This window comes from Yoonia sp. D2-7, from assembly GCF_055809435.1.
Genome location: NZ_CM147912.1, coordinates 1,638,140 through 1,663,043 on the forward strand (window position 1 = coordinate 1,638,140; position 24,904 = coordinate 1,663,043).

Sequence of the window (24,904 nt, forward strand, 5' to 3'; positions counted from 1 at the left end):
GAGCAGCCACCATGTCATTTCACGAAACCCGTTTTCCTGCGTCGCTGTCGTTTGGCGCGATTGGTGGGCCAGAGCGGCGCACAGAGATTGTCACGCTCGCCAATGGCTTTGAAGAACGTAACACCCCGTGGGCCCATTCGCGTAGGCGCTATGACGCGGGGCTAGGCCTGCGGTCATTGGATGATGTGGCCTTGTTGGTTGCGTTCTTTGAGGCGCGACAGGGCCAGCTATACGGGTTTCGCTGGAAAGACTGGGCTGACTATAAGTCCTGTTCTGCAAATACCGATCCTACCCCGTTTGATCAGCGCATTGGTGAGGGCGACGAGGCCACAACCGCTTGGCAATTGGTGAAGGATTATCCGTCCGGTGACGCCTGTTATCAACGGCCAGTGACGAAACCTGTTGTCGGGTCGGTGCGTGTGGCTGTGGGCGGGGATGCGTTGCAGGACACGATTGATTTCACTGTGGATAGCACAACGGGTCTGATCCATTTCGCTGAAGCGCCGCCGATGGGCGCTTCGATACAGGCGGGCTTTGAATTCGACGTACCAGCGCGGTTCGACACGGATCGCATCCAGACGTCTGTTGCCAGCTTCCGTGCCGGCGATGTGCCGAATGTGCCTGTGGTCGAGGTGCGGGTATGACTGTTCAGGCGCTTCACGATCATCTGGCGACGGGTCTGACCCACGTTTGCCAGTGCTGGGCTATCAAGCGGCGCGACGGTGTGGTGCTGGGTTTTACCGATCATGACCGTGTCTTGGCCTTTGACGGGATCACCTTTGTCGCGGAAAGCGGGATGACGGCGCGTGCGCTCAGCAATACGACAGGGCTGTCCGTTGATAATACCGAAGCAGTGGGTGTGCTGACCGCTGACGCGGTGACCGAAACTGATATCGCCGCTGGGCGCTATGATCAGGCAGAAGTCACAGTGTGGCTTGTCTGTTGGGATGATGTCATTGCCCGTAAGGTGAAGTTTCGCGGCACAATGGGTGAAATTACCCGCAACGGTGGCCAGTTTCAGGTGGATCTACGCGGCTTGGCAGAGGCGCTGAACCAACCGCAGGGACGGTCCTATCTGAAAACCTGTTCAGCGGTGCTTGGGGATCGGTCTTGTGGGATTACTAACAAGACCGATGCCGCCTATGTGGCAGAGGTGACCGTGAACCGCGCCACCGATGGCCAGAACTTTGATCTGGCCACGCTGGTGCCGTTTAACGCGGAGTGGTTCAAGGACGGGTTTCTTGAGGTGCTGACGGGTGCGGCTAAGGGGCTGTCTGCCACGATCAAGGCCGATCAATTATACGGGACGCGGCGCGAGATATTGTTGTGGCAGCCGCTCGGGTTGCCGATTGCCGTCGGGGATGAGCTGCGGCTCGTTGCGGGCTGCGACAAGCACGCCAAGACCTGTCGCGAGAAATTCGCGAACCTCGCCAATTTCCAAGGTTTTCCGCATATTCCGGGGGATGACTGGCTGATGGCTGTCCCGCGCTCGGGTGACGCGAATGACGGTGGGAGCCTGCAGTGAACGATATCGTTGCAGAGGCGCGATCTTGGATCGGCACGCCCTATGTGCATCAAGCGGCTGTAAAAGGGATCGCAACCGATTGTCTTGGGATGATCCGAGGCTTGTGGCGCACGCGGTATGGCGAAGACCCGCAAGGCGTGCCTGCCTATTCCGCCGATTGGGGAGAACCGCAACGCGATGAACGCCTGTGGCAATCCGCGATTGATCATTTCGACGACGTCAGCGACCAGCCGATGCAAGCGGGGCAGGTGATCCTGTTCCGGATGCGTGACGGTTGGGTTGCGAAACATTTGGGTGTGGTGGCAGAGGTGGGCGCAAATCCAACCTTTATCCACGCCTACGCCGGACACGGGGTGACTGAAAGCCCGCTGTCCGCCCCGTGGCAACGTCGGATCGTTGCCCGTTTTGCTTTCATGGAAGGATAGCCACTATGGCCACGCTTGTTTTATCTGCTGTTGGTATGTCTCTTGGGGCAGGTGTGGGCGGGGCCGTGCTAGGTGTGTCTGCCGCGGCCATTGGTCAGGCTGCAGGGGCAACACTTGGCCGGATGATCGACCAACGTGTTCTTGGGGCTGGCAGTGCGGCGGTTGAAACAGGCCGCGTCGATCGGTTCCGGATTACGGGGGCTGGTGAGGGGAACACTGTAGGCCAAGTATATGGCCGTATGCGTGTACCGGGGCAGGTGATCTGGGCCACGCAATTTCAAGAAACTACTGAGACGACAGGTGGCAAAGGCGCAGGGACCCAGCCCAAGGTGACCGAATACAGCTATACGGTCAGTCTTGCCGTTGCCCTGTGTGAAGGCACGATCACCCGTGTTGGCCGTGTGTGGGCGGACGGGGTGGTCATGAGCCATGCCAAGCTGAATATGACCGTTTACGACGGGTCCGCGTTTCAATCACCTGATCCGAAGATTGTCGCTGTTGAGGGTGCGGACAACGCGCCAGCTTATCGCGGTGTTGCCTATGTGGTGTTCGAAGACCTGCCGCTTGCCCAATTTGGCAACCGCGTCCCGCAGTTCACCTTCGAGGTCATGCGCCCATCCGAGATCACAGAACCTGCCGCTACAGCCGATATCGCCCGCCAAGTGCGCGGTGTCGCTTTGATACCGGGAACTGGGGAATATGCGCTAGCGACGCAGCCTGTGCGCCTCTCACCGGATTTCAGTGACCAGATCGCGATCAATGTGAACTCTCCACTAGGGGGCACAGATTTTTATGTGGCGTCAGAGGCGCTGCGCGAAGAACTTCCGAATTGCCATTCTGCGCTGTTGGTCGTGTCGTGGTTTGGCAATGACTTGCGCTGTGGGGAGTGCGACGTTGCCCCTAAGGTCGAACAGATCGAGGTCGACGGGGATGAAATGCCGTGGTTTGTCTGCGGGCAACCACGTGCCACAGCAGGGGTGGTTCCGCAGAATGGGGATAGGCCCGTGTATGGAGGCACGCCATGTGATGCGTCTGTGGTTGAGGCGATCAAGGGGCTAAAGGCGCGTTTGCAGGCACCTGTCTTCTATCCGTTCATCCTGATGGAACAACAAGACGGCAATATGCTGTCCAATCCGTGGACCGGGCGCGCCGGGCAACCGCCTTTGCCGTGGCGGGGACGGATTACGACGTCTCTTGCGCCGACTGTGGATGGGACACCTGACCAGACCGTGGCAGCAGAGGCCGAAGTTGCGGCATTTTTGGGGACAGCACAGCCGAGCGATTTCAGCTTGGATGGAGAGACCGTCGTCTACACAGGCCCTAATGAATGGCGCTATCGCCGTTTCATTCTGCATTACGCGTATCTGTGTAAAGCGGCGGGTGGGGTGTCCGCCTTTTGTATTGGGTCCGAAATGCGGGGGCTTACGCAAATACGAGGGGCAGGTGGATCATTCCCTGCCGTAAATGCGCTGATCCAATTGGCGGCAGAGGTCCGTGCAATCCTAGGGGCAGAGACGAAGATCAGCTATGCGTCAGATTGGTCCGAATACCACGGGTATCAGCCTACGGGGACGGGGGATAAAATATTCCACCTTGATCCGCTCTGGGCAGATCCGAACATCGATTTCATCGGAATTGATAACTACATGCCACTGTCTGATTGGCGGGATGGAGTAGACCACGTCGATGCGGATGCGGGATCAATCTATAACCTTGATTACCTGTCTACGAATTTGACGGCGGGTGAAGGCTACGATTGGTATTACAAGAGCGAAACGGCTCGCGACGCGCAACGGCGCACGCCGATTACGGACGGGCTTGCGGATGAGCCATGGGTGTATCGCTATAAGGATCTGCCGAATTGGTGGGGGAACGCCCACCATGACCGGATAGACGGGGTCCGGTCTGCGATGCCAACAGCGTGGGAGCCTGCAAGCAAGCCAATCTGGTTCACCGAACTGGGGTGTGCTGCAATTGATAAGGGGACGAACCAACCCAACAAGTTCCTCGACCCCAAGTCGTCTGAATCCTTCATGCCGCATTATTCAAACGGCAGGCGCGATGACTTTATGCAGATGCAATATCTGCGGGCGATCTACGGGCATTACGCAAACCCTGCGAACAACCCGACGTCCACACTTTATGGTGGCCCGATGGTGGACATGTACCGTGCGCACGTCTGGGCATGGGACGCGCGGCCTTACCCGTACTTTCCCGGCAATCAGGACCTTTGGTCGGATGGTGATAACTACACACGGGGCCATTGGCTCAACGGGCGGAGTTCGAGCCGGACATTGGCGTCGGTCGTCGCAGACATATGTGAAAGGTCAGGGGTCACGGCCTATGACGTCTCGAAGCTTTACGGTCTCGTACGGGGCTATCACATCGCGGATGCGGGATCAGCGCGCGCAGCCTTGCAACCGTTAATGACCACCTACGGGTTTGAAGCCGCAGAGCGGGATGGCATGCTTGTGTTCACCAATCGCACGGGGCAGCCGACACAGGAGATGGCGCAAGACACATTGGCCTTCGATCCAGACAGGCCAACCGCGATCAGCCAAGTCCGGGGACCACTGTCCGAAATCGCAGCGCGTGTGCAATTTGAATACCTCGATTCCGAAGCCGACTACGAAGGCACAGTAACCGAAACCTCTGACCCAGAGCAGAAGACATTGGGATTGTCGCGCACGTCCGTGCCGTTGGCCCTGACACAGGCAGAAGCGCAAGGCACCGTCGGGCGCTGGCTGGCGGAGACCCGTGTCGGGCAAGACGGGGTTAGCTTTGCATTGCCACCATCGCAGCAGGCGCTGGGCGCAGGCGATGTGGTTGATCTACGCGTCGACGGGGACGCGGGGACGTTCCGTATCGACCGCGTCGAAGAAGCAGGTTTGCGATTGGTCGAAGCGACGCGCGTCGATCCCGAAGTCTACCTGCCGCAAAACATCCCCGAAATTTCTCCGAAACTGAAACCCTACGCAGGCCCGGTGCCGGTCCAGCTGCAATTTTTGGATATTCCGCTGATTACAGGCGACGAAATCCCCCATGCGCCGCACATGGTGGCAACAGGGCGACCTTGGCCGGGGCAAGTCGCCGTCTACCGGTCTGGCATTGACAGTGACTATACGCTCGACAGCATTATCCGGCGCGAAGGCAGTATCGGACAACTGACGACGCCACTGTTGCGGGGGCCTGTCGGAACATGGGATCGTCAAAGCGGTGTAAATGTGAAGCTGATGCACGGGACGCTCAGCGGCGCTGAAGTGGGGGCGGTGCTGTCCGGCGCGGGCGCTATCGCAGTAGGCGATGGCACGGCAGACAATTGGGAAATCCTCCAGTTCACCAAGGCCGACCCAATTGGTGGGCAGGAATACGCGCTGTCAGGATTTCTGCGGGGGCAGGCGGGGTCCAGCGGGCTTATGCCTGACATCTGGCCGGTCGGATCAAAGGTCGTGGTGCTGAACCAGGCCGTGACACAACCCAATCTGGCGGCCACAACGCGCGGTACAGATCGCCATTTCCGGTTTGGTCCTGCATCGGAACCCTTGGGGGATGAAACCTACCGCTACACCACGCAAAGCTTTGCGGGCAACGGGTTGCGGCCTTACCCCGTAGCGCATCTTAGGGCGACGGCGCTGGGCGAGAACTGGGTCCTCAACTGGATCAGACAGACACGCATTGACGGGGATGATTGGTCTGGCGTGGATGTGCCGTTGGGCGAAGATCGGGAAAGCTACCTTTTGCAATTCTATGAAGGCGGCGGTTTGGCTGGGACCACAATTGTGAATTCCTCCACATGGTCGGGCACATTGGCCGCTGGCACCAAAGTAGCTGTCGCGCAGATTTCGGATCGCTACGGTCCGGGGCCAGCGCAGACGATCACGGTCGCAAGCTAGATGCGTCCTGTCCATTTGTCAGATCTGCACACGGCGGCATTGATCCTGCGGGATCATCCGCCGGATCAACGTGTCGCGCTGATGATTCAAGCGCTACAGGCAGCAGATACAGCGGACCGCTACCGAAAAAAACTGCGGCGGGGACATCCTGACTTTGGGACCGGCACGCTGTCGAGCGCAATCAGGGGATTTCAGGTGGACAGGGCACAGGCCCCCTGCGAGACGGCTTATTTGGAAGCACTACAGGTGGTGGTGGCCGCACTGCTCGCCAAACGTCAAAACCATCCGAAAACAGCGTAAATTCCGATCACGGGGTTTTTTCTTGTCGCGCCGAACCTAACTAGATTAGAACGACATGACACAGCGCAAGGATGCGATACCATGGCCCAAAATAACGCAGCCCTGAGTACGGTTGACCCCGTGTGGCATCGCATCCGCGAAGAAGCTGAAGCCGCGATTATGTCCGAACCCTTGATGGGTGGCTTGGTGCATGCTGGCATCCTGCACCACGGCAGCTTCGAACAAGCACTGGCCTACCGGATTTCCATGAAGCTCGCATCGCGCGAAATGTCAGAACAAATCCTGCGGGAAATCTTGGACGAAGCATATGCGGCGGACACCAATCTGACGGCATCTGCGCGGGCTGACCTCGTGGCGATCTTTGATCGTGATCCGGCGTGCCACCGTTTGATGCAACCCTTGTTGTTCTTCAAAGGTTTCCAAGCGGTGCAGGCTTACCGTCTTGGGCATTGGCTGTGGAACACCGGCCGTAAAGACCTGTCATATTACGTGCAGATGCGTGTGTCCGAATTGTTCGGGGTGGACATCCACCCGGCAGCGCGGATCGGTAAAGGTATCATGATCGACCACGCGCATTCGATTGTCGTTGGTGAAACAGCCGTTGTTGGCGATAACGTGTCGATGCTGCATTCGGTGACACTTGGCGGGACCGGAAAAGAAGACGACGATCGTCATCCGAAAATCGCGGACGGTGTGCTGATCGGGGCAGGGGCCAAGGTGCTGGGAAACATTACCGTTGGCCATTGCAGCCGGATTGCGGCAGGCTCTGTCGTGCTGGAACCTGTGCCGCCGATGAAAACCGTGGCGGGTGTGCCCGCACGGATCGTGGGCGAAAGCGGCTGTTCACAACCGTCGCTGACAATGGACCACCTGTTCGACGCGATCAGCTAGATCGCACGGCAACGATGGTACGCATTAATAGCTTCTTTGACGTCGTCTAAATCCCCGCCGGAGGCTCCCGTCCTTTCCACGCGCGCTCAAGCTAGTCAAAACGCAAAACGCCGGACCAAATGGCCCGACGTTTTCTGTATCGGAATGACGTCGCTTTAGGCGAGCATTGTCATCGGGTTCTCAAGATTGTCCTTGATGGCATTCAGCAGGTTTGCACCCAACGCGCCATCAATCACACGGTGATCCACGCTCAGCGTTGTGGACATCACGGTGCCCACAGTCAGTTCACCGTCAGCGCCGACAATTGGCTTCTTCGTGCCTGCACCGACGGCCAGAATGGCTGCGTGCGGCGGGTTGATGATTGCATCAAAGTTGTCGATGCCGAACATGCCGAGGTTGGAAATCGCGAATGATCCACCGCTATATTCGTGCGGGGCCAGCTTGCGGTCGCGCGCACGGGTGGCGAAGTCCTTCATTTCAGCGGACAAAGCCGACAGGGACTTCATTTCGGCGTCCTTCAGGACCGGTGTGAACAGCCCGCCTTCAATCGCGACAGCAACCGCAACGTCAGATTTTTCGAACTGCAGTGTGCGATCACCAGCCCAAACGGCGTTGGCTTCAGGAACTTGCTGCAACGCCAAAGCACAGGCCTTGATGATGAAATCGTTCACGGACAGCTTCACGCCGCGTGGTTCTAGCTGTTTGTTCAACTGGCTGCGGAACTTGAGCAAGGCGTCCAAGTTGATATCGCGACGCAGGTAGAAGTGCGGCACGGATTGCTTTGCCTCTGTCAGGCGGGCAGCAATCGTTTTGCGCATCCCGTCGAGCGAAATTTCCTCGTAAGGGCGATCTGCATAGGTCTTGAGAACGGCATCGGTGCTTGGACCTGTGGCAACGGAAGCAGCAGCAGGGGCCGCTTTCGCTGGCGCGCTTGCCGCAGCTGCAGCAGGTTTGGTACCCGGTTGCGCGTTTTCCACGTCTGCCTTCACAATACGGCCACGCGGGCCGGAACCTGCGATGTCGGCCAGATCCAGACCTTTGTCAGCGGCGATGCGGCGGGCAAGCGGCGTCGCAAAAACACGTTCCCCATCTTTCACAGGTGCGGCTGGCGCAGGCGTGGCGGCATTATCGGAGCCCCCTGCGGGGGCCGCCTCTGCAGCCGCGGCAGCAGTTGGCGCTGCCGGTTCCGCTTTGGCCGCAGGTGCTGACCCAATGTCATCCGCGCTTTCGCCATCTTCGAGCAGAACGGCGATCACTTCGTTGACCTTCACGCCTTCGGACCCTTCAGCGATCACGATCTTACCGATCACACCTTCGTCGACGGCTTCGAATTCCATCGTGGCTTTGTCTGTTTCAATTTCGGCCATCACGTCGCCAGACGACACAGTGTCACCTTCTTTGACGAGCCATTTGGCAAGCGTCCCTTCTTCCATCGTAGGCGACAGGGCGGGCATCAGGATTTCAATAGGCATGGAATGGCTCCGTTATTGACCGGGCGCAGGAACGCTGGGTTCAAGAATTTCAGAGACGTAGGATTCAACCAACACCTCTTCGACTGCGACGTAGGATTGTCTTAGGTTTTGTTCGATATGCAGGTAGGCGACTTCGCGGGTCATCAGTGCCATCGCGATCCCAAGATCTTCGGGATCGGAAAGGCAGCCAATGATGATCTCAACCGTGTGGGAATGATCACCGCGTTCAATCAGTAGACCGTTGGGCGGGCAATCTGCGGGCATCTGGGCGCTGGCAGCCGATGCCACCAGTCCCAAGCCCGCGATCATGCCCGCCAAACGCATCACCGGTACGTTACCTTTTTGCACGCATCCACCACTTCGTCTGTGGTCAAAAGCGCATGCTTTTCAAGGTTCGCCGCATATGGCATCGGCACGTCTTTACCTGTGCATGTGATCACTGGCGCATCGAGGTAATCAAACGCTTCTTGCATGATCACACCAGAAATGTAGCCGCCGACGCTGCCTTGCGGCCAGCCTTCTTCAACAGTCACACAACGGTTTGTCTTGCGCACAGACGCGAGGATCGTTTCGGTATCCATTGGACGCAATGTCCGCAGGTTGATCACCTCTGCATTGATGCCTTCGGCCGCCAATTTCTCAGCCGCCTCAAGCGCGTAGGTCATGCCAATCCCGAAGGATACGATTGTGACGTCGTCGCCAGCGCGCTCAATTTTCGCTTTGCCGAACGGGATAGTGAAGTCATCCATGACAGGCACGTCAAACGACTTGCCGTACATGATTTCGTTCTCGAGGAAGATCACTGGGTTGTTGTCGCGGATCGCTGTTTTCAGCAGACCCTTGGCATCAGCCGCGGAGTAAGGCATCGCCACTTTGAGACCTGGCACCTGCATATACCACGCAGCGTAACACTGGGAATGCTGGGCACCCACACGCGCCGCTGCACCATTGGCCCCACGGAACACCATCGGTGCGCCCATCTGACCGCCTGACATATACAATGTCTTGGCCGCAGAGTTGATCAAGTGGTCAATCGCTTGCATAGCGAAGTTAAATGTCATGAATTCCACAATCGGGCGCAAACCACCGAAGGATGCACCCGTGGCGATACCGGCAAAACCATGCTCGGTGATCGGTGTATCAATCACGCGTTTCGCGCCGAATTCGTCCAACAGGCCTTGGGAGATTTTATAAGCGCCTTGGTATTCGGCAACTTCTTCACCCATCAGGAACACGTCTTCGTCGTTCCGCATTTCTTCGGCCATCGCATCGCGCAAGGCTTCGCGGACGGTGGTCTTCTTCATTTCGGTGCCTTCGGGCCAATCAGGCGACTGGTCGGGGGCAGGGGCGGCAGGTGCTGCCGCCTCGGCTGGGGCTTTGGCGGTCTCTTCCGTTGCGGGTGCGGCGGCTGCTTGCGGCGCTGCGGGTGCTGCACCAGCTTCTGGTACGTCTTCGCCTTCTTCCACGAGGATTGCGATGACGTCGTTCACCTTCACAGCTTCGGTGCCTTCGGCCACAACGATCTTGCCAACGATACCTTCGTCAACAGCTTCGAATTCCATCGTCGCCTTATCGGTTTCGATTTCGGCCATAATGTCACCGCTTGATACGGTGTCGCCTTCTTTCACCAGCCACTTGGCCAATGTACCTTCTTCCATCGTCGGAGACAGGGCGGGCATGAGAATTTCGATAGCCATTATGCTGTCTCCTCGTTGTAGATATCTGTCCAAAGCTCTTCGAGCGCGGGCTCCGGGCTTTCTTTAGAGAATTCAGCAGCTTCGTTCACGACAGCTTTGATTTCTTTGTCGATGGCCTTCAAGTCATCCTCGGAGGCGTGTTTGCCTTTCAGCAGCGCGTCACGGACCTGTTCGATCGGGTCACGTTCGTCCCGCATTTTTTGGACTTCTTCGCGGGTACGGTATTTCGCAGGGTCGGACATGGAATGGCCGCGGTAGCGGTATGTCTTGACCTCTAGGATGTACGGACCTTTTCCAGCGCGGCAGTGGGCGACAGCGCGTTCGCCAGCTTCTTTGACCTTGATGACGTCCATGCCGTCAACTTCTTCGCCTTCGATGCCGTAAGCCGCACCGCGTTCCCACAAGGACGGGGATTTAGTCGAGCGTTGAACAGATGTACCCATCGCATATTGGTTGTTTTCAATGACGAACACGACGGGAAGTTCCCACAGTTCAGCCATGTTGTAGGTCTCATAAACCTGACCTTGGTTCGCAGCACCATCACCGAAGTAGGTAAAGGTCACATTGTCATTGCCTTTGTATTTGTCAGAGAACGCTAGGCCGGCACCGAGCGGCACCTGTGCTGCAACAATCCCGTGGCCGCCGTAGAAATGCTTCTCTTTCGAGAACATGTGCATCGACCCGCCTTTACCCTTTGAAAAACCACCTTCGCGGCCCGTCAATTCGGCCATGATGCCTTTGGGGTCCATGCCGCAGGCCAGCATGTGGCCATGGTCACGGTAAGATGTGATGCGCTTGTCGCCTTCTTTCGCTGCGGCCTCTAGGCCCACAACAACGGCTTCCTGACCGATATAAAGGTGACAAAAGCCACCAATCAGACCCATGCCATAAAGCTGGCCCGCCTTTTCCTCAAACCGCCGGATCAGCAGCATTTCCCGGTAATGTCCCAGCAATTCTTCAGCTGAGACGTTCGACTTCGCGGCGGCCTTCTTTGGCGGCATGGGCGGTCCTCCATCCAATTCGTAAATTAGTTTAGTGTTAAACTATCCCCTAAAGCAAAACACATGACGTTACGAGATGCAAACGACATATGAGGTATTCGGTGGGGGAATACGTGTGTTCAAGTTTTGGAATAGGTGAGATGGGTACTGCGTCGCTGGTCAATGGTACCTTATCGGGGTGGGGGCAGTGCTGACGCGCACTGATGAAAAGACCTGTACGTGCAGGTTAGCCTCACAATTAGGTATTGTTCTAGCCATACTCCGGCCCAAGTCGCTGCATATTTGTTGGCCGATATTTAGTTGAAGGCTTACCCAATGATATACATCGCCCGTCTTTTCTTTCTCGTAGGTTCGACCCTGATGGCGGGAGGTGTCGCAGCATTTGTCTTCATGCTCCTGTTTGAGCGTGACCTGCCCGAAATGTACCAGGGTTACTGGTTCGAAATCGTCGCAGTCATCTTTACTGCCTTCGTGATCACCGCAACGGGGCAATTGTTAGGTAATGACATTTGCGGCTCAAACCGGAAGTTCGTAGATCGTGCGGTGGAAAGTGAACTCCGGCACTTCCATCGCTCCGATGTTGTTGAACGCTACTGGATCCTTCGAGGCTACCAGTGGGTGTTTGTGAACATCCGTGCGGCTTTGACCATCTTTACGGCGATGCTTGGGAAAGGCGACTGATCATGCAACCCAAGCAGACAGCCACTCAGGCTGATATCCTCGCGCAATTGGCCGAGCAGCGACGCCTGCTCCAGATCAGCGAATGGGAATATGAGACCAAAAAGCAGCAGCTTACCGACCCGCAAGTGCCCGTGCGTCCTAGCTTAAAGCGCGACTTCATCGCGGCACTTGTTTTTTTAGGCGTTGTTTTCGTAGGCGTGGCGGGATTTATTGTCGCCTTCCCAAAGGAAGCCAACATGACGGCGACCTTCGTGAAGGGCGTTTTCCTATCGAAACCCAAATCGGTCTTCGAGCAATATCAGGGGCTTGAAGACACAACCGACTCCGTGGTGGATGGATGGTTCAATCCAGATCAGACCACCGTAGGGCCAGCTCCTAAAACTACTGAATAACGATTTCATCCGCGCGGAACGTGCCAAGAACCCGTAAGTGCTTGGCACCGATTCTTTTACTCAGCGTCTACTGGTTTGATTTTATCCCATGTTTGGGTGTCGAAATCGCTGGCGTCATGGCGTTCACGCAGTTGTTGGTCTTCGTCGCCCCATGCTTTGTTCACCATCTTCCCGCGTACCACCGCCGGACGTGCTGCGATGTCGTCCACCCAGCGGTTTACGTTTTTGTAGGATGCAACGTCGAGGAATTCGGCGGCTTCGTAGACCAGATTTTGCACAAGCGCGCCGTACCATGGGAAGGTTGCCATATCGGCGATGGAATAGTCGTTTCCGCCCAGATATTTGGCCTCGGCCAAACGCCGGTCCAAGACGTCTAGCTGGCGCTTGGTTTCCATTGCAAAGCGGTTGATTGGGTATTCGAACTTTTCGGGCGCATAGGCATAGAAATGGCCAAAGCCGCCGCCGAGATAGGGCGCGGAACCTTGTAGCCAGAACAGCCAGTTCAGGGTCTCAACCCGTGCCTTTGGATCGGCCGGCAGGAACGCCCCGAATTTTTCCGCCAGATACAGCAGGATCGCGCCGGATTCGAAGATACGCACGCCGTTGGTTTCATCGAACAGGGCAGGGATCTTGGAGTTCGGGTTCACCTCAACAAAGCCGGACGAGAATTGGTCGCCTTCTTGGATGTTGATCAACCACGCATCGTATTCGGCGTCTGTGTGACCTGCCGCCAGCAGTTCTTCGAACATGATCGTGACTTTGACGCCGTTGGGCGTTGCTAGCGAATAAAGCTGATGCGGGTGTTTGCCGATTTGGCGGTCTTTGTCGTGGGTCGCACCTGCGATGGGGCGGTTGATATTGGCGAACTTGCCGCCGCTCTCGGCGTCCCATGTCCAGACTTTGGGGGGCGTATATATCATGTTGTGTCCTTTGAGCGCGTTGTTCAAGTTGTGTTCAGTGACATAGGGGTGGCCGAGCGGATGTAAAACCACCACCTTAAAAATAGCAGGGGCACATCACAGTTTAGCGATCTCGTGGCGGGTGTTTATGTCTTGCGCATGCTCGGGATTTTCTTCCCCGCCTGGCAAGATTTAATCAGAATACCGAGCCGTCTTAGTCGTGTATCTTCGCGTTTGGCGCTCATGACCCACCAGATGGAATCCCGTCGGTAGGATGGTGCGAGCGCATTGAGGAAATCCCATGCTGCCTGGTTGGCTTTGATTTGTGCCTCAAAATCCGGCGATAGCGGGACGTTACGGTCCGCAGATGTGTAGCCTTTGGTGTCTCTACGGTTGTTGTAGACGTGCAGCCCCGCTGGTTTCATCAGCCCAAGCGGGATGAATTCCTGCACCTTTTTGACGTTCACGGCACTCCATACGCTATTGATTTTGCGAGGCGTAAATCGAATTTTGTAGCTTTGATCGTCGATGGATTTGCGCACCCCGTCGATCCAGCCGTAGCATAGTGCGACGTCTACGGATTCAGACCATGTGATGCTGGGCCGATTAGTTCTTTTGCGGTAGTAACCAACGGAAAGTTCTGTTGCTGCGGGATTTTCTGCGAACCAAGCCGCAAAGTCGTTCTTGGATGTAAAGAAGACAGGGTCGTCCACACTTAACGTCCTGTGCCTTGGAGTACGCCGTGTTCCATTGCGTAGCGGGTCAGCCCAGCTGTACTGGAAATCCCGAGTTTGCGTTTGATGTTGTTGCGGTGTGTTTCGACCGTGCGCACAGAGATATTCAGCGTCGCGGCCACGTCTTTGTTGGACTTGCCTTGCGCCAGTTCCAGCAGGATCGTTTGTTCGCGCCCTGTCAGTGGTTCGCGCCCGTCTGCGATACGCGGCGATAGCGATGTTTTCGCCCCCGTACACAGGTATTGCTGCCCCGCCATCACAGTTTCAATTGCCGTCTTGATCTCGTCGGTCGGCACGTCTTTCAGGACATACCCTTTGGCGCCGTGTGAAAGGGCAGTGTTGATGTATTCGGGGCTGTTGTGCATCGACAGGATCAAGATGCGCGTGTCTGGGCATTTCTCTAGGATCATTTCGGTGGCGTTCAGCCCGCTGACGTCCGGCATGTTGAGGTCCATCAAGATCACGTCAGGCGCAAGATCACCGACCTGTTCAACCGCCTCGCGCCCGTTGTTCAGTGCACCGACGACCGTGATGTCGTCATAGCTTTCAAGGATCGCTTGGATGCCTTCGGTGACCATGGGGTGATCGTCTACAATCAGAACACGGACGTTCATGCGGATTTCCTTTGGTTGTCGTCGTCATTGCTGCCTGCCTCTGGGCGGAGCATATGTGTCAGAGGGACTTGGGCTTCAATCATTGTGCCCTGTGTCGAAGAGCGGATGCGCAATGTCCCTCCGATCTGTTCTAGACGTTCTTGCATGTTGCGCAGGCCAAGACCACCGCTGGTGCGGGCTTGGGATTTCTGGGCTGGCATGCCTTTTCCGTCGTCGGTGATGATTAGGTGGGCACCGCTGCGTTTCCCCTTGAGCGATATCGTCACGTTTTGCGCGGCGGCGTGGCGTTCGATGTTGGTCAGCGCCTCTTGGGCGATCCGGTACAGCGCGATGCGGGCTTCTTGATCGAGCCGGTTGCGGAAGACCACAGTTTCCACGCTACAGGTCACGTCGGTCCGTTGGGCAAAATCATCCGCCAGCGATTGCAGGGCAGGGCCGAGACCGAGATCATCCAAGACACCGGGGCGCAGGTCGCGACTAATGCGGCGGACTTCTTGGATCGCACCACCCAACCCGTCGATGCCTTTATCAAGACTGTCACCCACACGATCATCGTTGATCTGGAAACGTCGCTTGGTCAACTCTAGCGCATATCGGACCCCAACGAGCATCTGACTGATCCCGTCATGGAGTTCACGCGCCACGCGTCCGCGTTCTTCTTCTTGGGTGTCGATGATCCGTTGGGTCAGCGCCTTGAGTTTCACGTCGGCCAAACGCCGCTCACGGATATTGATCACCAATCCGCTCAGAAACACGCCAAGCAGGGCCACAATGACAATCGCCACGATGTAAACGGAAGTCTGCGCGATTCGCGATTCAACTTCGGCGCGTGCGGATGCAACCGTCTGTTGCACGTCATCGATAAAGATGCCGGTACCAACGACCCATCGCCAGTCTTGCAAGCCGTTCACATAGACGATCATCCGACCTGTTTCGCCCGTCGACGGCTTTGGCCAATCGAAGCTGTGATAGCCCCCGCCAGTTCGCGCAATCCGGATCAATTCGTCTGTAATCGGAATGCCGCTGGCGTCTTCAAGGCCGGTCCAGTTGCGGTTGATCAGATAGGTCTGACGCGGGGCGACGAGATTATTACCGTCGTAATCGAACACGAAGAAGTAGCCGTCTTGACCATAAAGAATGGCTGAAAGTAATTGAGAAACCTCAAGTTTTGCCGCTTCGTCATCTGGGGCTGCCCGTCCGTATGTATTCACAAACGCGGTGCGTGCGATGGAGAGATAGTTCTTCAGTTCTTCGCGTTTGGTGGCGATCAGCTGCGCCTCAAGCGCCGCAATTTCGCGTTCGGCCAAATCGCGCGATTGGTTGGTCACGACAATCGAAATCACGGACACCGCAAGGATCAACGGGACCGTTGCCAGCAAAAAAAGCTTTTGCCCGTAACTGAAACTGAGTGCGCCGCGCAGGCGGTGAAAGATGTCTTTCATGGGGGGCGGGGATAGTCCCGAATCCCCGACGAATCAAATCCGAATCGCAGGGCGTTTTGCTGGACCATTGGCTGTTAGCGCCCAAACTTTGTTCAGAAAAATCGCAATTTCTGCAAATTCGACCGCAAACTACGCAGAACTACGTATTTTACCTTCCGGACGACTAGGCTAGCTTTTGCCTACGAAATGATCCGCAGTGCGCCACTGGGAGGTGCGCGTTCTGTGAGGAATACCAATGGGAGGAAACCAAATGGATCGTCGTTCTTTTCTTAAAAATTCCGCGCTTGGCGGGACAGCTGCAGCAGCAACTACGCTGGCAGCACCTGCTTACGCGCAGGGCAAGCGTACACTGACGCTTGTCACAACATGGGGCCGTGGCCTTGCTGGTGTGCATGACGCAGCTCAGCGTGCCGCTGACACAATCACTGCAATGACAGATGGTGACCTGACCATCGACCTGAAAGCGGCTGGCGAACTCGTCGGTGCGTTCGAAGTGTTTGACGCTGTGACATCTGGTCAGGCTGACATGTACCACGGTGCTGACTACTACTTCGTCAACCAGCACCCTGGTTACGCGTATTTCACATCCGTGCCTTTCGGCATGACGCCACAGGAAATCTCTAACTGGTATTACCAAGGTGAAGGCCGCGCATTCCACGACGAGCTGGGTTCCATCTTTGGTCTGAAATCCTTCCTCGCAGGTAACACTGGTCCACAGGCTGGTGGCTGGTTCTCGAAAGAGATCAACGGTCCAGAAGATTTCCAAGGTCTCAAGTTCCGTATGCCGGGTCTTGGTGGTCAAGCGCTGGGTAAAATGGGCGCATCCGTTCAGAACCTTCCAGGTGCTGAAGTTTACCAAGCTCTCGCATCTGGCGCCATCGACGGCACAGAGTGGATCGGCCCATGGGCAGATGAAAAAGCTGGTTTCCAAGAGATCACAAAGTTCTACTACACAGCTGGTATGCACGAGCCGGGCGCTGCCCTGTCACTCGCGACAAACCTCGACGTGTTTGAGAGCCTTTCACCTGCACACCAGAAGGTCATCGAGATCGCATCTGGCGAAGCACACCAGTGGAACCTTGCCCAGTTCATGGACAACAACGGTGCAGCACTGCAGCGCCTGCAAGCTGGCGGCGTAAAAGTTCTGGAATTCCCTGACTCTGTTTGGGATGCAATGGGCGACGCAGCACGCGAAACGCTTGACCAGTACGCTGGTGATGACCTGTATGACCGCCTGCGCGCGTCTTACAACGCATCCATGGCTGCGTCTTCTGGTTGGATCCAGAAGTCCGAAGGTGCGTACCGCGCCCAGCGTGACCGTGTAATGGGGTAATTCCCCAGGGAATTTTAGCCAATAAGGTTCGGCCCGACGTCATATTGGCGTCGGGCCACCATTGAAAATTTAGCGTGGTGCGGGCCCGGGGAGGGACCCCACGCATTTTGGGGGACATCATGGAAGACGATATCGCCTGCACGGGATTTTTCCGTGCATCTGCAGAAGACACGATCAGTTGTCTTGATAAGTTTGAGATGGGCGGCCCCATCCAATACTTCTTCGGCAACCTTCTCGAAGCACCGTTCAACTTGGTCTACGCCTTTGCCCATCCGGGTCAGTGGCTGGATTGGTCGAACAAAGAATCCGTGATGCGGTTCATTTACTACGGTGCCTCGGCTGAGCTGTTCTTTGTGTTGTTCGCCATCTTCTTGGCGATCACAATCGTCGGTTTCTTCCGCAATCAGTTCATGTGGGCTTGCGTGCGCGTGTTGGAAGGTTTTGCCAACGGCGTGGGTCGGTTCTTTGCGTGGGCGGGCCTGTTGATGGTTCTCCAGCAGATCATGATCATTTTTATGCAGCGTATTTTTGCGGTGTCCGAAATATCGCTCGGGTTCGGGTCAGCCTTTACCAAAGACGTCAGCTGGTGGTCAGAAGAACTGAAGCTTTACAACGCTATGATCGTTTGTTTGTGCGCCACATACACATTCGTCCAAGGCGGCCACGTGCGTGTTGACCTTGTATATTCCGCGATTTCGTACCGTGCCAAGCGCACGATCGATATGATCGGGGCCATGCTGTTCATGGTGCCTGCCGCATTGCTGACATGGCTTTACGGCTGGTTCTTCCTGTGGCGTCACCTTGTGGTGCCGAACCCATCCGCGTCTGATAGTCTTGAACGTTTGCTGGGTAAATCCCGTGCACTACGCTGGAATATTGAGACCATCGGGTTTTCACCAAACGGGTTCAACGCCTACTTCCTGTTCAAAATTCTGCTCGTGGTCTTCACCTTGATGGTGATCTTGCAAGCCATCGCGTTCTTCTACCGTTCATACCTTGAGCGCAAAGAAGGCGAGGATAGCGAAGGCAAATACCTCGACAAAGACAAGCTGGGTGACGCGCAAGCTGAACTCGTCGCTGAAATTCATTAAGGACCAAAGACCATGCTTTTTGGATTAGACGGCGTAGAAGTCGGTATTATCATTGTTTTCCTGACGCTCTTTGCGGGCATCCTGTCAGGGTTTCCCGTGGCCTTTGCGATTGGTGGCTCTGCGGTCATTTCATTCGCTGTGATTGCAGCACTCGATAGCTCGGGTCTTTTGATCCATGAGGCCATCGACACTGGATCGGACGCCTATGCGGCCTTGATCGCAGAAGGGGTCAGACCTGACGCCATATCGGTGTTCCGAAACCCCGATTTGCCGATTTATGAAACGGCGTTGTTCCCGCAAGGCTGGGAAATGGCGTTGGATCGGAACGTTGGCTTCTTGGTGAACCGGATGAACGAACGTGTTCTGGCAGGTCAGTCGATCGAGACGCTGTTGGCTGTGCTAATGTTCGTCATGATGGGCATCGTTTTGGAACGGTCCCGTATTGCGGATGAATTGCTGACAACAATGGCGAAGGTCTTTGGCCCGCTGCCGGGTGGTTTGGCTGTGTCCATTGTGATCGTGGGGGCGTTCCTTGCGGCGTCCACAGGGATCGTTGGTGCGACTGTTGTGACCATGGGTCTGCTGGCGCTGCCGACAATGTTGAAGAACGGCTATTCGCCGGAACTGTCTACTGGTGTGATTGCCGCATCCGGTACGCTGGGTCAGATTATTCCGCCATCCATCGTGATCGTTCTTCTCGGGACGCTCGCGGGCGACCTGTATTCCGCTGCACAAGAAGACCGCGCCCAATTGGCTGGCTGTTCAGACGCGCTGACGTTTCTTGGTGAGCCCGCGGTTGTGTCTGTGGGGACGTTGTTCCAGGCCGCTTTGTTGCCGGGTATCTTGTTGGCATTCCTTTACGCCGCATATGCATTTGGTTTCGCATTGCTGAACCCATCGAAGGCCCCACCCGTGGAAATGGGCGAAGCGTCTAGCGGTGAAGTCATCACACGTAACGAAGCGCTGTTGTGGTTCCTTGGTGCACCTATCGCATTGATCGCGGTGTTCATCGCCTTCGGTGCATTCGACATCCGCGGGTCCCAGACAGTTATCGTCGATAGCTACACAGATGCGGGCCAAACGGCGTCCTTGCGGACCAATGTTGGTGAAGAATGCGCAGCCTCTATGCAGGAATTGCACGGTGCGGAAGCTTGGGCTGCGGCCCTGGCCGAACAAGCCGCGATTGATGATGCGGGCGGCGTTGCCGAAGCACGTGAATTGTCGCCAGAAGAACGTGCGGCAGCTGTGGACGCGAAAGTAGCGGCAGCGGCACCGATCGGTACCGGTATCGGTCTGATCGCATTGCTGGCAGGTCTGACGCTGGTACTGGCACGCGGTGTTGCACCGTCTGCAAACGCGGCACCGCTGATCGCGGGTGCGGCTGGCGTGCTGGCCTTGTTGTTGGTCGATATCCTGTTGATCGGGCCATTGACGACACCGGGAACGACCGTTGTCCTGATCGCATTGCCAATGATCGCGGTGTTCTACGGCATGAAACATGCATCTGCACGTTTGTTTGCCAATGAGATCGTCAAAGTGGTCTTCCCACCGTTGGTGCTGATCATCGCCGTGCTTGGGTCAATCCTTGGCGGGATTACAAACCCGACACCGGCGGCGGCACTTGGGGCAGGCGGGGCCATTCTGTTGGCCACCTTCCGCAAGCTGCAAGAGCAGGGCAAGTCCGGCAACATGGTGCTTTATACCACTGCTGCAATCATGATCATGCTGCTGGTCGGCACGAACTTTGATATGCGCCTCGGCCAAGAAGTCGTGTTGTTCGAAAACTACGTGGCCTACTTGGTTGCTTTCGCAGCCTTCCTGTTCTCGATGTTCGGTCTGATCTGGTCATGTGGCGTGTTGTTCACGGGCGGGGTTCTGTCCCCAGTGGTCCGCGAAACAGCGAAGGTCACGTCGATGGTCTTTACCATTCTGATCGGGTCGCAGTTGTTGAACCTTGTGCTGATTTCGTTTGGTGGTGAGCACTACATTCAGCAGTTCCTGCGGTCATTCGACAGTGAATGGCAGGTCTTCATCATCGTGATGCTGGTGCTGTTTGTGCTGGGCTTCGTGCTTGATTTCCTTGAAATCATCTACATCGTGATCCCGATTGTTGGTCCTGTTATTTACGGCGGTACATTCGATCCGAAGTGGGTCACGATCATGATTGCGGTGAACCTGCAGACATCGTTCCTGACGCCACCGTTCGGTTTTGCCTTGTTCTACTTGCGGGGTGTTGCCCCAAAGGAAATCACGACGGGTCAAATCTATCGCGGTGTGATGCCATTCATCGGAATCCAAGTTGCGGGTCTCGCGTTGCTTGCGGCCTTCCCGGCGGTGGTGACAATTGTTCCAAATTTGCTGAACTAACGGATGCGGTTTAGGTCCGCGTCAACGAAACCTTAGGAAGCCCCGGTTATGCAGAGCGCAGAACCGGGGCTTTCTTTATGAACCACGCGATGTCCGATCTTGTCCACGCCCACCACGGTGGCTTTGTCATCGTGGCGGCGTTCGTATGTACGATTGGTGCGGCTTTGACGGTCGTGCTTCTGATGCGGTCCAAGGCGTTGCGTAGAAGGCGACGTCAACTGCATCTGGGTCTTGCCGCAATGATTGCAGGGACCACTGTTTGGGCGACCCATTTTATCGGGATGCTGGGGTATAGCCCTGCGGAAACGACCGCCTATGAACCCGTTCTCACGGGGCTATCACTGCTCATTGCTATCGGCGGCTGTACTGCGGCTGTCGCACTTGCCGGAATGCCGCAGATGCGATGGCGAAGCGTTGTGGGCGGCACGTTGTTCGGCCTGACCGTGACCGCAATGCATTACATTGGGATGGCAGCACTACAAGTCCCGGGGCGGTTTGAATGGGATGCAGACCTCGTCATTCTGTCTATCATTTTCGGCAGCGTATTTGGCATGATCATGGTGCACCGCGTGATGCATCCTGTGACACGGTTTTGCTGGGCGGGTGCCACGGTCGCGATGGTTTTGTCGGTTTGCACCATGCATTTCACAGGGATGGCTGCAGCGACATTTGTCCCTGACCCCAGCTATATTGTGCCGGCGCGCCTGATTTCAAACTTCGTATTGGGGTTTATCGTTTTGACGGTGGTGAGCCTGATCCTGTTGATCGGCTTCACCACATTTGTCATTGAAACTGAAATGAGCGCGGATACGCAACGCAAGTTAAGCGATGCGGTGCGCCGCGATTTGCTGACGACGTTGCCAAATCGATTGGGCTTTGCAGAACGTGCCGCGCGTCTGCAAAAACGGGTTGATCGGGGGTACCAAATCCGGATTGCAGTTCTGACGATTGATTTGGATCTATTTAAACAGATCAATGACACGATGGGGCATGCGACGGGTGACATCGTGCTGCGACATGTCGCCGATCAAATGAATGCCGTGCTGCAAGATCATGAATTCATTGCACGTATTGGGGGTGATGAATTCGCGGCGTTGAAGTCGGATTTGACCGACCGAGATGACGCGCGCGAATTTGCCATGCGCCTGCAAACCGCTATTGGCGAACCGCTATATTTAGGTATGTCTGATCTGAAACTTGGGGTCAGCATCGGGATCGCGACGTACCCGGACGATGGGGATCAACTGGAAACGCTGCAACAATATTCGGATCTGGCAATGTATCAGGCTAAGGGCCAGTCGCGCAGCAAGATCGAGTTTTATGACAATGAAATCGAGCAACGCAGGCGTGAAAAACAGGCCTTAATGGGTGATCTTAGCAAGGCGATTGACCGTGAAGAGTTATTTTTACACTACCAATTTCAAAACAGCATCGTCAGTCACGCCATCATTGGCTTTGAGGTGCTGTTGCGCTGGCGGCATCCTGAAAGAGGGCTGATCGGCCCGAATGTCTTTATTCCACTGGCCGAAGAAACCGGCTTGATAAAGGATATCGGAATGTGGGTGATGCGGACGGCATGTCAGGAAGCTGCGACATGGAATCAACCTTATCCGATTGCCGTCAACGTATCACCGCAGCAATTGATAGAGCCGGATTTTGTGACGCAGGTTCTTGCGATTTTGGACGACTGCCAGCTCGCGCCTGAACGCCTAGAGGTCGAAATCACCGAAGCCACGATCATTCAGGATCAAGACAACGCGCTTGCCGTGATGCATAAACTGAAATCGATGGGGATACGCATTGCGATGGACGATTTTGGCACCGGATATTCGTCGTTGTCGACCCTGCAGGCCTTTCCGTTTGATAAAATCAAAATTGACCGCAGCTTTGTACACAACGTCCATCAAAGTCGACAAAACGCTGCAATTGTGCGCGCCACACTTTTGTTGGGTGGGGCGTTGGATGTGCCGGTTCTTGCGGAAGGGGCAGAGGTTGCAGAAGAAATCGCATTTCTAGCCGGAGAAAGTTGTGACGCGGTGCAAGGGTATTTCTTTGGCAAACCAATGCCAGTCGGCGATGTTCGCAATGTCACGATGAAACAGGCCCGCGGACCGAAGATCGCTTAACCCGTTGGGCGGCTGTCTGGCAGGCTGATCCGTGCCACTTGTTCAGCGATGGGATCGGTGCTGAGGGGATGTAGTGCGCTATCGTAGTCCGATGGTTCGCGAATTGGGGCCCATTCACGGTTGTGATAAACCTCTAACCCGCTGAACTTGGACTTATAATCCATCTTCGGCGATCCTGGCACCCAGTAGCCTAAATAGACATAGGGCAGGCCAAGGTCGATCGCGATGGCGATGTGGTCGAGTATGACAAACGTACCCAGCGACGATCGGTCGAAATCCGGATCGAAGAACGAATACACAAGGCTCAACCCGTCATCGAGAATATCTGTCAGGCATACGGCCCGCAAATCTTCTGTTTCCTTGTCGGTATATTCGATCAATCGGGACCGGATCGGGGTTTCTTCGACCATGGCTGCGAATTCGAACATGTCCATGTCGGCCATGCCACCGGACGCATGACGGCTATCCAGATAACGCCGGAACAGGTCGTATTGCGCTTCAGTCGCCCAAGGCGACGTCGCGCGGCGTGACAGGTTCGTATTGCGGTTCCTAACGCGTTTTTGGGATTTTGTTGGTACAAAATCCGCCACACGGATGCGCGCAGACATACAGGCCGAACATTCCGAACATGACGGGCGGTAAAGCACGTTCTGCGACCGCCGAAATCCCTGTTTGGACAGGCTATCATTCAGACGGGTTGCGGTGTCACCTTGCAAAGCAGTGAACAACTTCCGTTCCATCCGGCCCTCAAGGTAAGGGCAGGGTTGCGGGGCCGTGACATAAAACTGCGGCGCGATGGGAAGCGTGTGGCGCATGGTACTCTGGCGAAATGAACTAGGGTGACGTTAGCAAGCAATATTGCACAAACCAAGCCCCCCGAAAATAGCGAGGTTCTTACAAAGCAATCTTATGCCGTTCTTTCGTGCAACCGCTCAAAAAAGGGGCGCCTTGCCCGGGGACACAGGCAAGGCGCGACGGGGATGGGGGGACACCCGTCTTAGGACGATGCAGACAATCTGCCTGCACGGTCATCCATAAACTGATCAAACTCAGTCGAGTCTTTCGCAGCGCGGAGGCGGTCCAAGAAATCTTCAAAGTTTTCTTGCTCATGCTCGAGCCGTTCCAGCATTTCGTCGCGGTACCGGTCAAAGCTGGCGTTGCCGCTGCGCCGTTGCGCGGCTTCGGGGGAAACGGTTTTTACGGCTTCACCAAGGGCTGCCATGTCAATGCTGTTCCCCATTCCCGGTGCAAATCCACCGCGCCATGCAAGGATGGCTGCGATTGCGATACCTGCCGGCCAAAAGACATTCAGCGCGACAATGGTGACCGGAATAGCAAACCCTGCAAACAACACGGTTGAAACAATTTGGACAGCGACCGGCATCTGTTGTGCGGGGGGCGGTGTGTGGGTCATCGAAAAAATCCTAAATCAAATGGGGCCCCCGAAGGGACCCGTTGAACCATTAGTGAGAGGTATCAGCAGAGTCGTCAGATTTGTTCTGATGACCACGTTCGTCCATAAATTGGTCGAATTCTGCTTTGTCTTTCGCTTCGCGCAGACGTTCGAGGAATTCCTCAAAGTTCGTCTGTTCTTCTTCCAGGCGGCGCAGCGTTTCGTCTTTGTACGTGTCAAAGGCTGCGTTGCCGGTGGAACGGTTCATGTGAACAGAATGTGACCCACGGTGACAGCGTTTCCGGCTGTGCGTGCCCGAAAATTTGTTATTGATGACCATATAAGCCGTCATCGCCAGACCAATCGGCCAGAAAACAATATAGCTGCCGACCATCGCCGTGATCCATGCAGCCCGACCGCGTGCGTCCAACCACGCTTCGGTCCGGGCAAAAAAGCCAGGGGCCTGTGTGCCCATGGAAGACGTGGAGTTCAGGGTTGCGGTGTTCATCTCAAAATCCTTTGTGTGTAAGGTAGAGGGTCTTATGTTTATGCCCTTTACATTACTCAAGATGGGAGGTGTGGCGCATCCTTGCAAGGGGTAATGTAAATGTTCTTTACATTAATCGAG

Annotated in this window: 23 protein-coding genes; 12 read left to right on the forward strand and 11 right to left on the reverse strand. The window is 55.9% G+C overall.

What is annotated here, in order from left to right:
- The first annotated feature begins 11 nt into the window (after positions 1-11).
- The 6 genes from AC0L7R_RS07915 to cysE all read left to right on the forward strand — a co-directional run bounded on the left by AC0L7R_RS07915 (position 12) and on the right by cysE (position 7,034).
- The gene (locus tag AC0L7R_RS07915; RefSeq protein WP_348108967.1) at positions 12-644 is read left to right on the forward strand and encodes a DUF2460 domain-containing protein; all 633 of its coding nucleotides are present in this window, start codon (positions 12-14) and stop codon (positions 642-644) included.
- The gene (locus tag AC0L7R_RS07920) at positions 641-1,525 is read left to right on the forward strand and encodes a baseplate hub domain-containing protein (RefSeq protein ID WP_473660115.1); all 885 of its coding nucleotides are present in this window, start codon (positions 641-643) and stop codon (positions 1,523-1,525) included. The genes AC0L7R_RS07915 and AC0L7R_RS07920 overlap by 4 nt, the downstream gene beginning before the upstream one ends.
- Positions 1,522-1,950 (forward strand): NlpC/P60 family protein, encoded by a 429-nt coding sequence (locus tag AC0L7R_RS07925; RefSeq protein WP_473660117.1) that lies wholly within the window; start codon positions 1,522-1,524, stop codon positions 1,948-1,950. The genes AC0L7R_RS07920 and AC0L7R_RS07925 overlap by 4 nt, the downstream gene beginning before the upstream one ends.
- A 5-nt stretch (positions 1,951-1,955) precedes the next feature.
- Complete coding sequence (locus tag AC0L7R_RS07930; protein ID WP_473660119.1) at positions 1,956-5,843, forward strand: baseplate multidomain protein megatron; 3,888 nt, start codon at positions 1,956-1,958, stop codon at positions 5,841-5,843.
- Complete coding sequence (locus AC0L7R_RS07935) at positions 5,844-6,143, forward strand: DUF7742 family protein (protein ID WP_473660121.1); 300 nt, start codon at positions 5,844-5,846, stop codon at positions 6,141-6,143.
- 81 nt (positions 6,144-6,224) lie between these two features.
- The gene (gene cysE, locus AC0L7R_RS07940; protein WP_247128971.1) at positions 6,225-7,034 is read left to right on the forward strand and encodes a serine O-acetyltransferase; all 810 of its coding nucleotides are present in this window, start codon (positions 6,225-6,227) and stop codon (positions 7,032-7,034) included.
- A 155-nt stretch (positions 7,035-7,189) separates the two neighbouring features.
- Here cysE and AC0L7R_RS07945 read toward each other — a convergent pair whose 3' ends face one another.
- Genes AC0L7R_RS07945 through pdhA form a run of 4 tightly spaced genes read right to left on the reverse strand, consistent with a single transcriptional unit; the run spans position 7,190 to position 11,204 of the window.
- On the reverse strand, positions 7,190-8,506 hold the full coding sequence (locus AC0L7R_RS07945; protein WP_473660123.1) for a pyruvate dehydrogenase complex dihydrolipoamide acetyltransferase: 1,317 nt from the start codon (positions 8,504-8,506) through the stop codon (positions 7,190-7,192).
- Positions 8,507-8,518: 12 nt separating this feature from the next.
- A complete protein-coding gene (locus AC0L7R_RS07950) occupies positions 8,519-8,833 on the reverse strand; it encodes a hypothetical protein (protein WP_473660125.1) in 315 nt (104 codons plus the stop codon).
- Positions 8,830-10,203, reverse strand: a complete 1,374-nt coding sequence (locus AC0L7R_RS07955) for a pyruvate dehydrogenase complex E1 component subunit beta (protein WP_473660127.1) — start codon at positions 10,201-10,203, stop codon at positions 8,830-8,832. The genes AC0L7R_RS07950 and AC0L7R_RS07955 overlap by 4 nt, the downstream gene beginning before the upstream one ends.
- Positions 10,203-11,204 carry a pyruvate dehydrogenase (acetyl-transferring) E1 component subunit alpha gene (pdhA, locus tag AC0L7R_RS07960; RefSeq protein ID WP_247128967.1) on the reverse strand — a complete coding sequence of 334 codons (1,002 nt, stop codon included), beginning with the start codon at positions 11,202-11,204 and terminating at the stop codon, positions 10,203-10,205. Before pdhA ends, AC0L7R_RS07955 begins: the two co-directional genes overlap by 1 nt.
- 315 nt (positions 11,205-11,519) lie before the next feature.
- Here pdhA and AC0L7R_RS07965 point away from each other — a divergent pair, with 315 nt between their 5' ends.
- Both AC0L7R_RS07965 and AC0L7R_RS07970 read left to right on the forward strand, forming a co-directional pair.
- The gene (locus tag AC0L7R_RS07965) at positions 11,520-11,885 is read left to right on the forward strand and encodes a hypothetical protein (RefSeq protein WP_473660129.1); all 366 of its coding nucleotides are present in this window, start codon (positions 11,520-11,522) and stop codon (positions 11,883-11,885) included.
- A 2-nt stretch (positions 11,886-11,887) separates the two neighbouring features.
- Positions 11,888-12,277: a hypothetical protein gene (locus AC0L7R_RS07970; RefSeq protein ID WP_348108977.1), complete on the forward strand. Its 390-nt coding sequence runs from the start codon at positions 11,888-11,890 to the stop codon at positions 12,275-12,277.
- Positions 12,278-12,333: 56 nt separating this feature from the next.
- On the opposite strand, the gene yghU is transcribed toward AC0L7R_RS07970, so the two are convergent.
- The 4 genes from yghU to AC0L7R_RS07990 form a co-directional block, all read right to left on the reverse strand.
- Positions 12,334-13,197, reverse strand: a complete 864-nt coding sequence (gene yghU / locus AC0L7R_RS07975) for a glutathione-dependent disulfide-bond oxidoreductase (RefSeq protein WP_473660131.1) — start codon at positions 13,195-13,197, stop codon at positions 12,334-12,336.
- A 125-nt stretch (positions 13,198-13,322) separates the two neighbouring features.
- The gene (locus AC0L7R_RS07980) at positions 13,323-13,889 is read right to left on the reverse strand and encodes a YdeI/OmpD-associated family protein (protein WP_473660133.1); all 567 of its coding nucleotides are present in this window, start codon (positions 13,887-13,889) and stop codon (positions 13,323-13,325) included.
- Between the two features lie 2 nt (positions 13,890-13,891).
- The gene (locus AC0L7R_RS07985) at positions 13,892-14,524 is read right to left on the reverse strand and encodes a response regulator transcription factor (RefSeq protein ID WP_247128963.1); all 633 of its coding nucleotides are present in this window, start codon (positions 14,522-14,524) and stop codon (positions 13,892-13,894) included.
- Positions 14,521-15,966: a cache domain-containing protein gene (locus AC0L7R_RS07990; protein ID WP_473660135.1), complete on the reverse strand. Its 1,446-nt coding sequence runs from the start codon at positions 15,964-15,966 to the stop codon at positions 14,521-14,523. The genes AC0L7R_RS07985 and AC0L7R_RS07990 overlap by 4 nt, the downstream gene beginning before the upstream one ends.
- A gap of 250 nt (positions 15,967-16,216) precedes the next feature.
- Here AC0L7R_RS07990 and AC0L7R_RS07995 point away from each other — a divergent pair, with 250 nt between their 5' ends.
- The 4 genes from AC0L7R_RS07995 (at position 16,217) to AC0L7R_RS08010 (ending at position 22,883) form a co-directional block, all read left to right on the forward strand.
- Positions 16,217-17,299 carry a TRAP transporter substrate-binding protein gene (locus AC0L7R_RS07995; protein ID WP_473660137.1) on the forward strand — a complete coding sequence of 361 codons (1,083 nt, stop codon included), beginning with the start codon at positions 16,217-16,219 and terminating at the stop codon, positions 17,297-17,299.
- A 119-nt stretch (positions 17,300-17,418) separates the two neighbouring features.
- Positions 17,419-18,390, forward strand: coding sequence for a TRAP transporter small permease subunit (locus tag AC0L7R_RS08000; protein ID WP_473660139.1), 972 nt, complete (start codon positions 17,419-17,421; stop codon positions 18,388-18,390).
- Between the two features lie 12 nt (positions 18,391-18,402).
- Complete coding sequence (locus tag AC0L7R_RS08005) at positions 18,403-20,757, forward strand: TRAP transporter large permease subunit (RefSeq protein WP_473660141.1); 2,355 nt, start codon at positions 18,403-18,405, stop codon at positions 20,755-20,757.
- An 89-nt stretch (positions 20,758-20,846) separates the two neighbouring features.
- A complete protein-coding gene (locus tag AC0L7R_RS08010; protein ID WP_473660143.1) occupies positions 20,847-22,883 on the forward strand; it encodes an EAL domain-containing protein in 2,037 nt (678 codons plus the stop codon).
- Here the strand turns inward: AC0L7R_RS08010 and AC0L7R_RS08015 are convergent.
- From AC0L7R_RS08015 to AC0L7R_RS08025, 3 genes are all read right to left on the reverse strand, one after another.
- Positions 22,880-23,698: an arginyltransferase gene (locus AC0L7R_RS08015; protein ID WP_473660145.1), complete on the reverse strand. Its 819-nt coding sequence runs from the start codon at positions 23,696-23,698 to the stop codon at positions 22,880-22,882. The genes AC0L7R_RS08010 and AC0L7R_RS08015 overlap by 4 nt on opposite strands.
- A gap of 182 nt (positions 23,699-23,880) precedes the next feature.
- Complete coding sequence (locus AC0L7R_RS08020; protein WP_348107166.1) at positions 23,881-24,297, reverse strand: DUF2852 domain-containing protein; 417 nt, start codon at positions 24,295-24,297, stop codon at positions 23,881-23,883.
- 49 nt (positions 24,298-24,346) lie between these two features.
- Positions 24,347-24,784, reverse strand: a complete 438-nt coding sequence (locus tag AC0L7R_RS08025; RefSeq protein WP_473660147.1) for a DUF2852 domain-containing protein — start codon at positions 24,782-24,784, stop codon at positions 24,347-24,349.
- Positions 24,785-24,904 lie beyond the last annotated feature (120 nt).

Coding starts and splice junctions, on each gene's coding strand:
- AC0L7R_RS07915 (WP_348108967.1), top strand. CDS start 12: ATGTCATTTCACGAAACCCGTTTTCCTGCGTCGCTGTCGTTTGGCGCG.
- AC0L7R_RS07920 (WP_473660115.1), top strand. CDS start 641: ATGACTGTTCAGGCGCTTCACGATCATCTGGCGACGGGTCTGACCCAC.
- AC0L7R_RS07930 (WP_473660119.1), top strand. CDS start 1,956: ATGGCCACGCTTGTTTTATCTGCTGTTGGTATGTCTCTTGGGGCAGGT.
- AC0L7R_RS07935 (WP_473660121.1), top strand. CDS start 5,844: ATGCGTCCTGTCCATTTGTCAGATCTGCACACGGCGGCATTGATCCTG.
- cysE (WP_247128971.1), top strand. CDS start 6,225: ATGGCCCAAAATAACGCAGCCCTGAGTACGGTTGACCCCGTGTGGCAT.
- AC0L7R_RS07945 (WP_473660123.1), bottom strand. CDS start 8,506: ATGCCTATTGAAATCCTGATGCCCGCCCTGTCGCCTACGATGGAAGAA.
- AC0L7R_RS07955 (WP_473660127.1), bottom strand. CDS start 10,203: ATGGCTATCGAAATTCTCATGCCCGCCCTGTCTCCGACGATGGAAGAA.
- pdhA (WP_247128967.1), bottom strand. CDS start 11,204: ATGCCGCCAAAGAAGGCCGCCGCGAAGTCGAACGTCTCAGCTGAAGAA.
- AC0L7R_RS07965 (WP_473660129.1), top strand. CDS start 11,520: ATGATATACATCGCCCGTCTTTTCTTTCTCGTAGGTTCGACCCTGATG.
- AC0L7R_RS07970 (WP_348108977.1), top strand. CDS start 11,888: ATGCAACCCAAGCAGACAGCCACTCAGGCTGATATCCTCGCGCAATTG.
- yghU (WP_473660131.1), bottom strand. CDS start 13,197: ATGATATATACGCCCCCCAAAGTCTGGACATGGGACGCCGAGAGCGGC.
- AC0L7R_RS07985 (WP_247128963.1), bottom strand. CDS start 14,524: ATGAACGTCCGTGTTCTGATTGTAGACGATCACCCCATGGTCACCGAA.
- AC0L7R_RS07990 (WP_473660135.1), bottom strand. CDS start 15,966: ATGAAAGACATCTTTCACCGCCTGCGCGGCGCACTCAGTTTCAGTTAC.
- AC0L7R_RS07995 (WP_473660137.1), top strand. CDS start 16,217: ATGGATCGTCGTTCTTTTCTTAAAAATTCCGCGCTTGGCGGGACAGCT.
- AC0L7R_RS08000 (WP_473660139.1), top strand. CDS start 17,419: ATGGAAGACGATATCGCCTGCACGGGATTTTTCCGTGCATCTGCAGAA.
- AC0L7R_RS08005 (WP_473660141.1), top strand. CDS start 18,403: ATGCTTTTTGGATTAGACGGCGTAGAAGTCGGTATTATCATTGTTTTC.
- AC0L7R_RS08010 (WP_473660143.1), top strand. CDS start 20,847: ATGTCCGATCTTGTCCACGCCCACCACGGTGGCTTTGTCATCGTGGCG.
- AC0L7R_RS08015 (WP_473660145.1), bottom strand. CDS start 23,698: ATGCGCCACACGCTTCCCATCGCGCCGCAGTTTTATGTCACGGCCCCG.
- AC0L7R_RS08020 (WP_348107166.1), bottom strand. CDS start 24,297: ATGACCCACACACCGCCCCCCGCACAACAGATGCCGGTCGCTGTCCAA.
- AC0L7R_RS08025 (WP_473660147.1), bottom strand. CDS start 24,784: ATGAACACCGCAACCCTGAACTCCACGTCTTCCATGGGCACACAGGCC.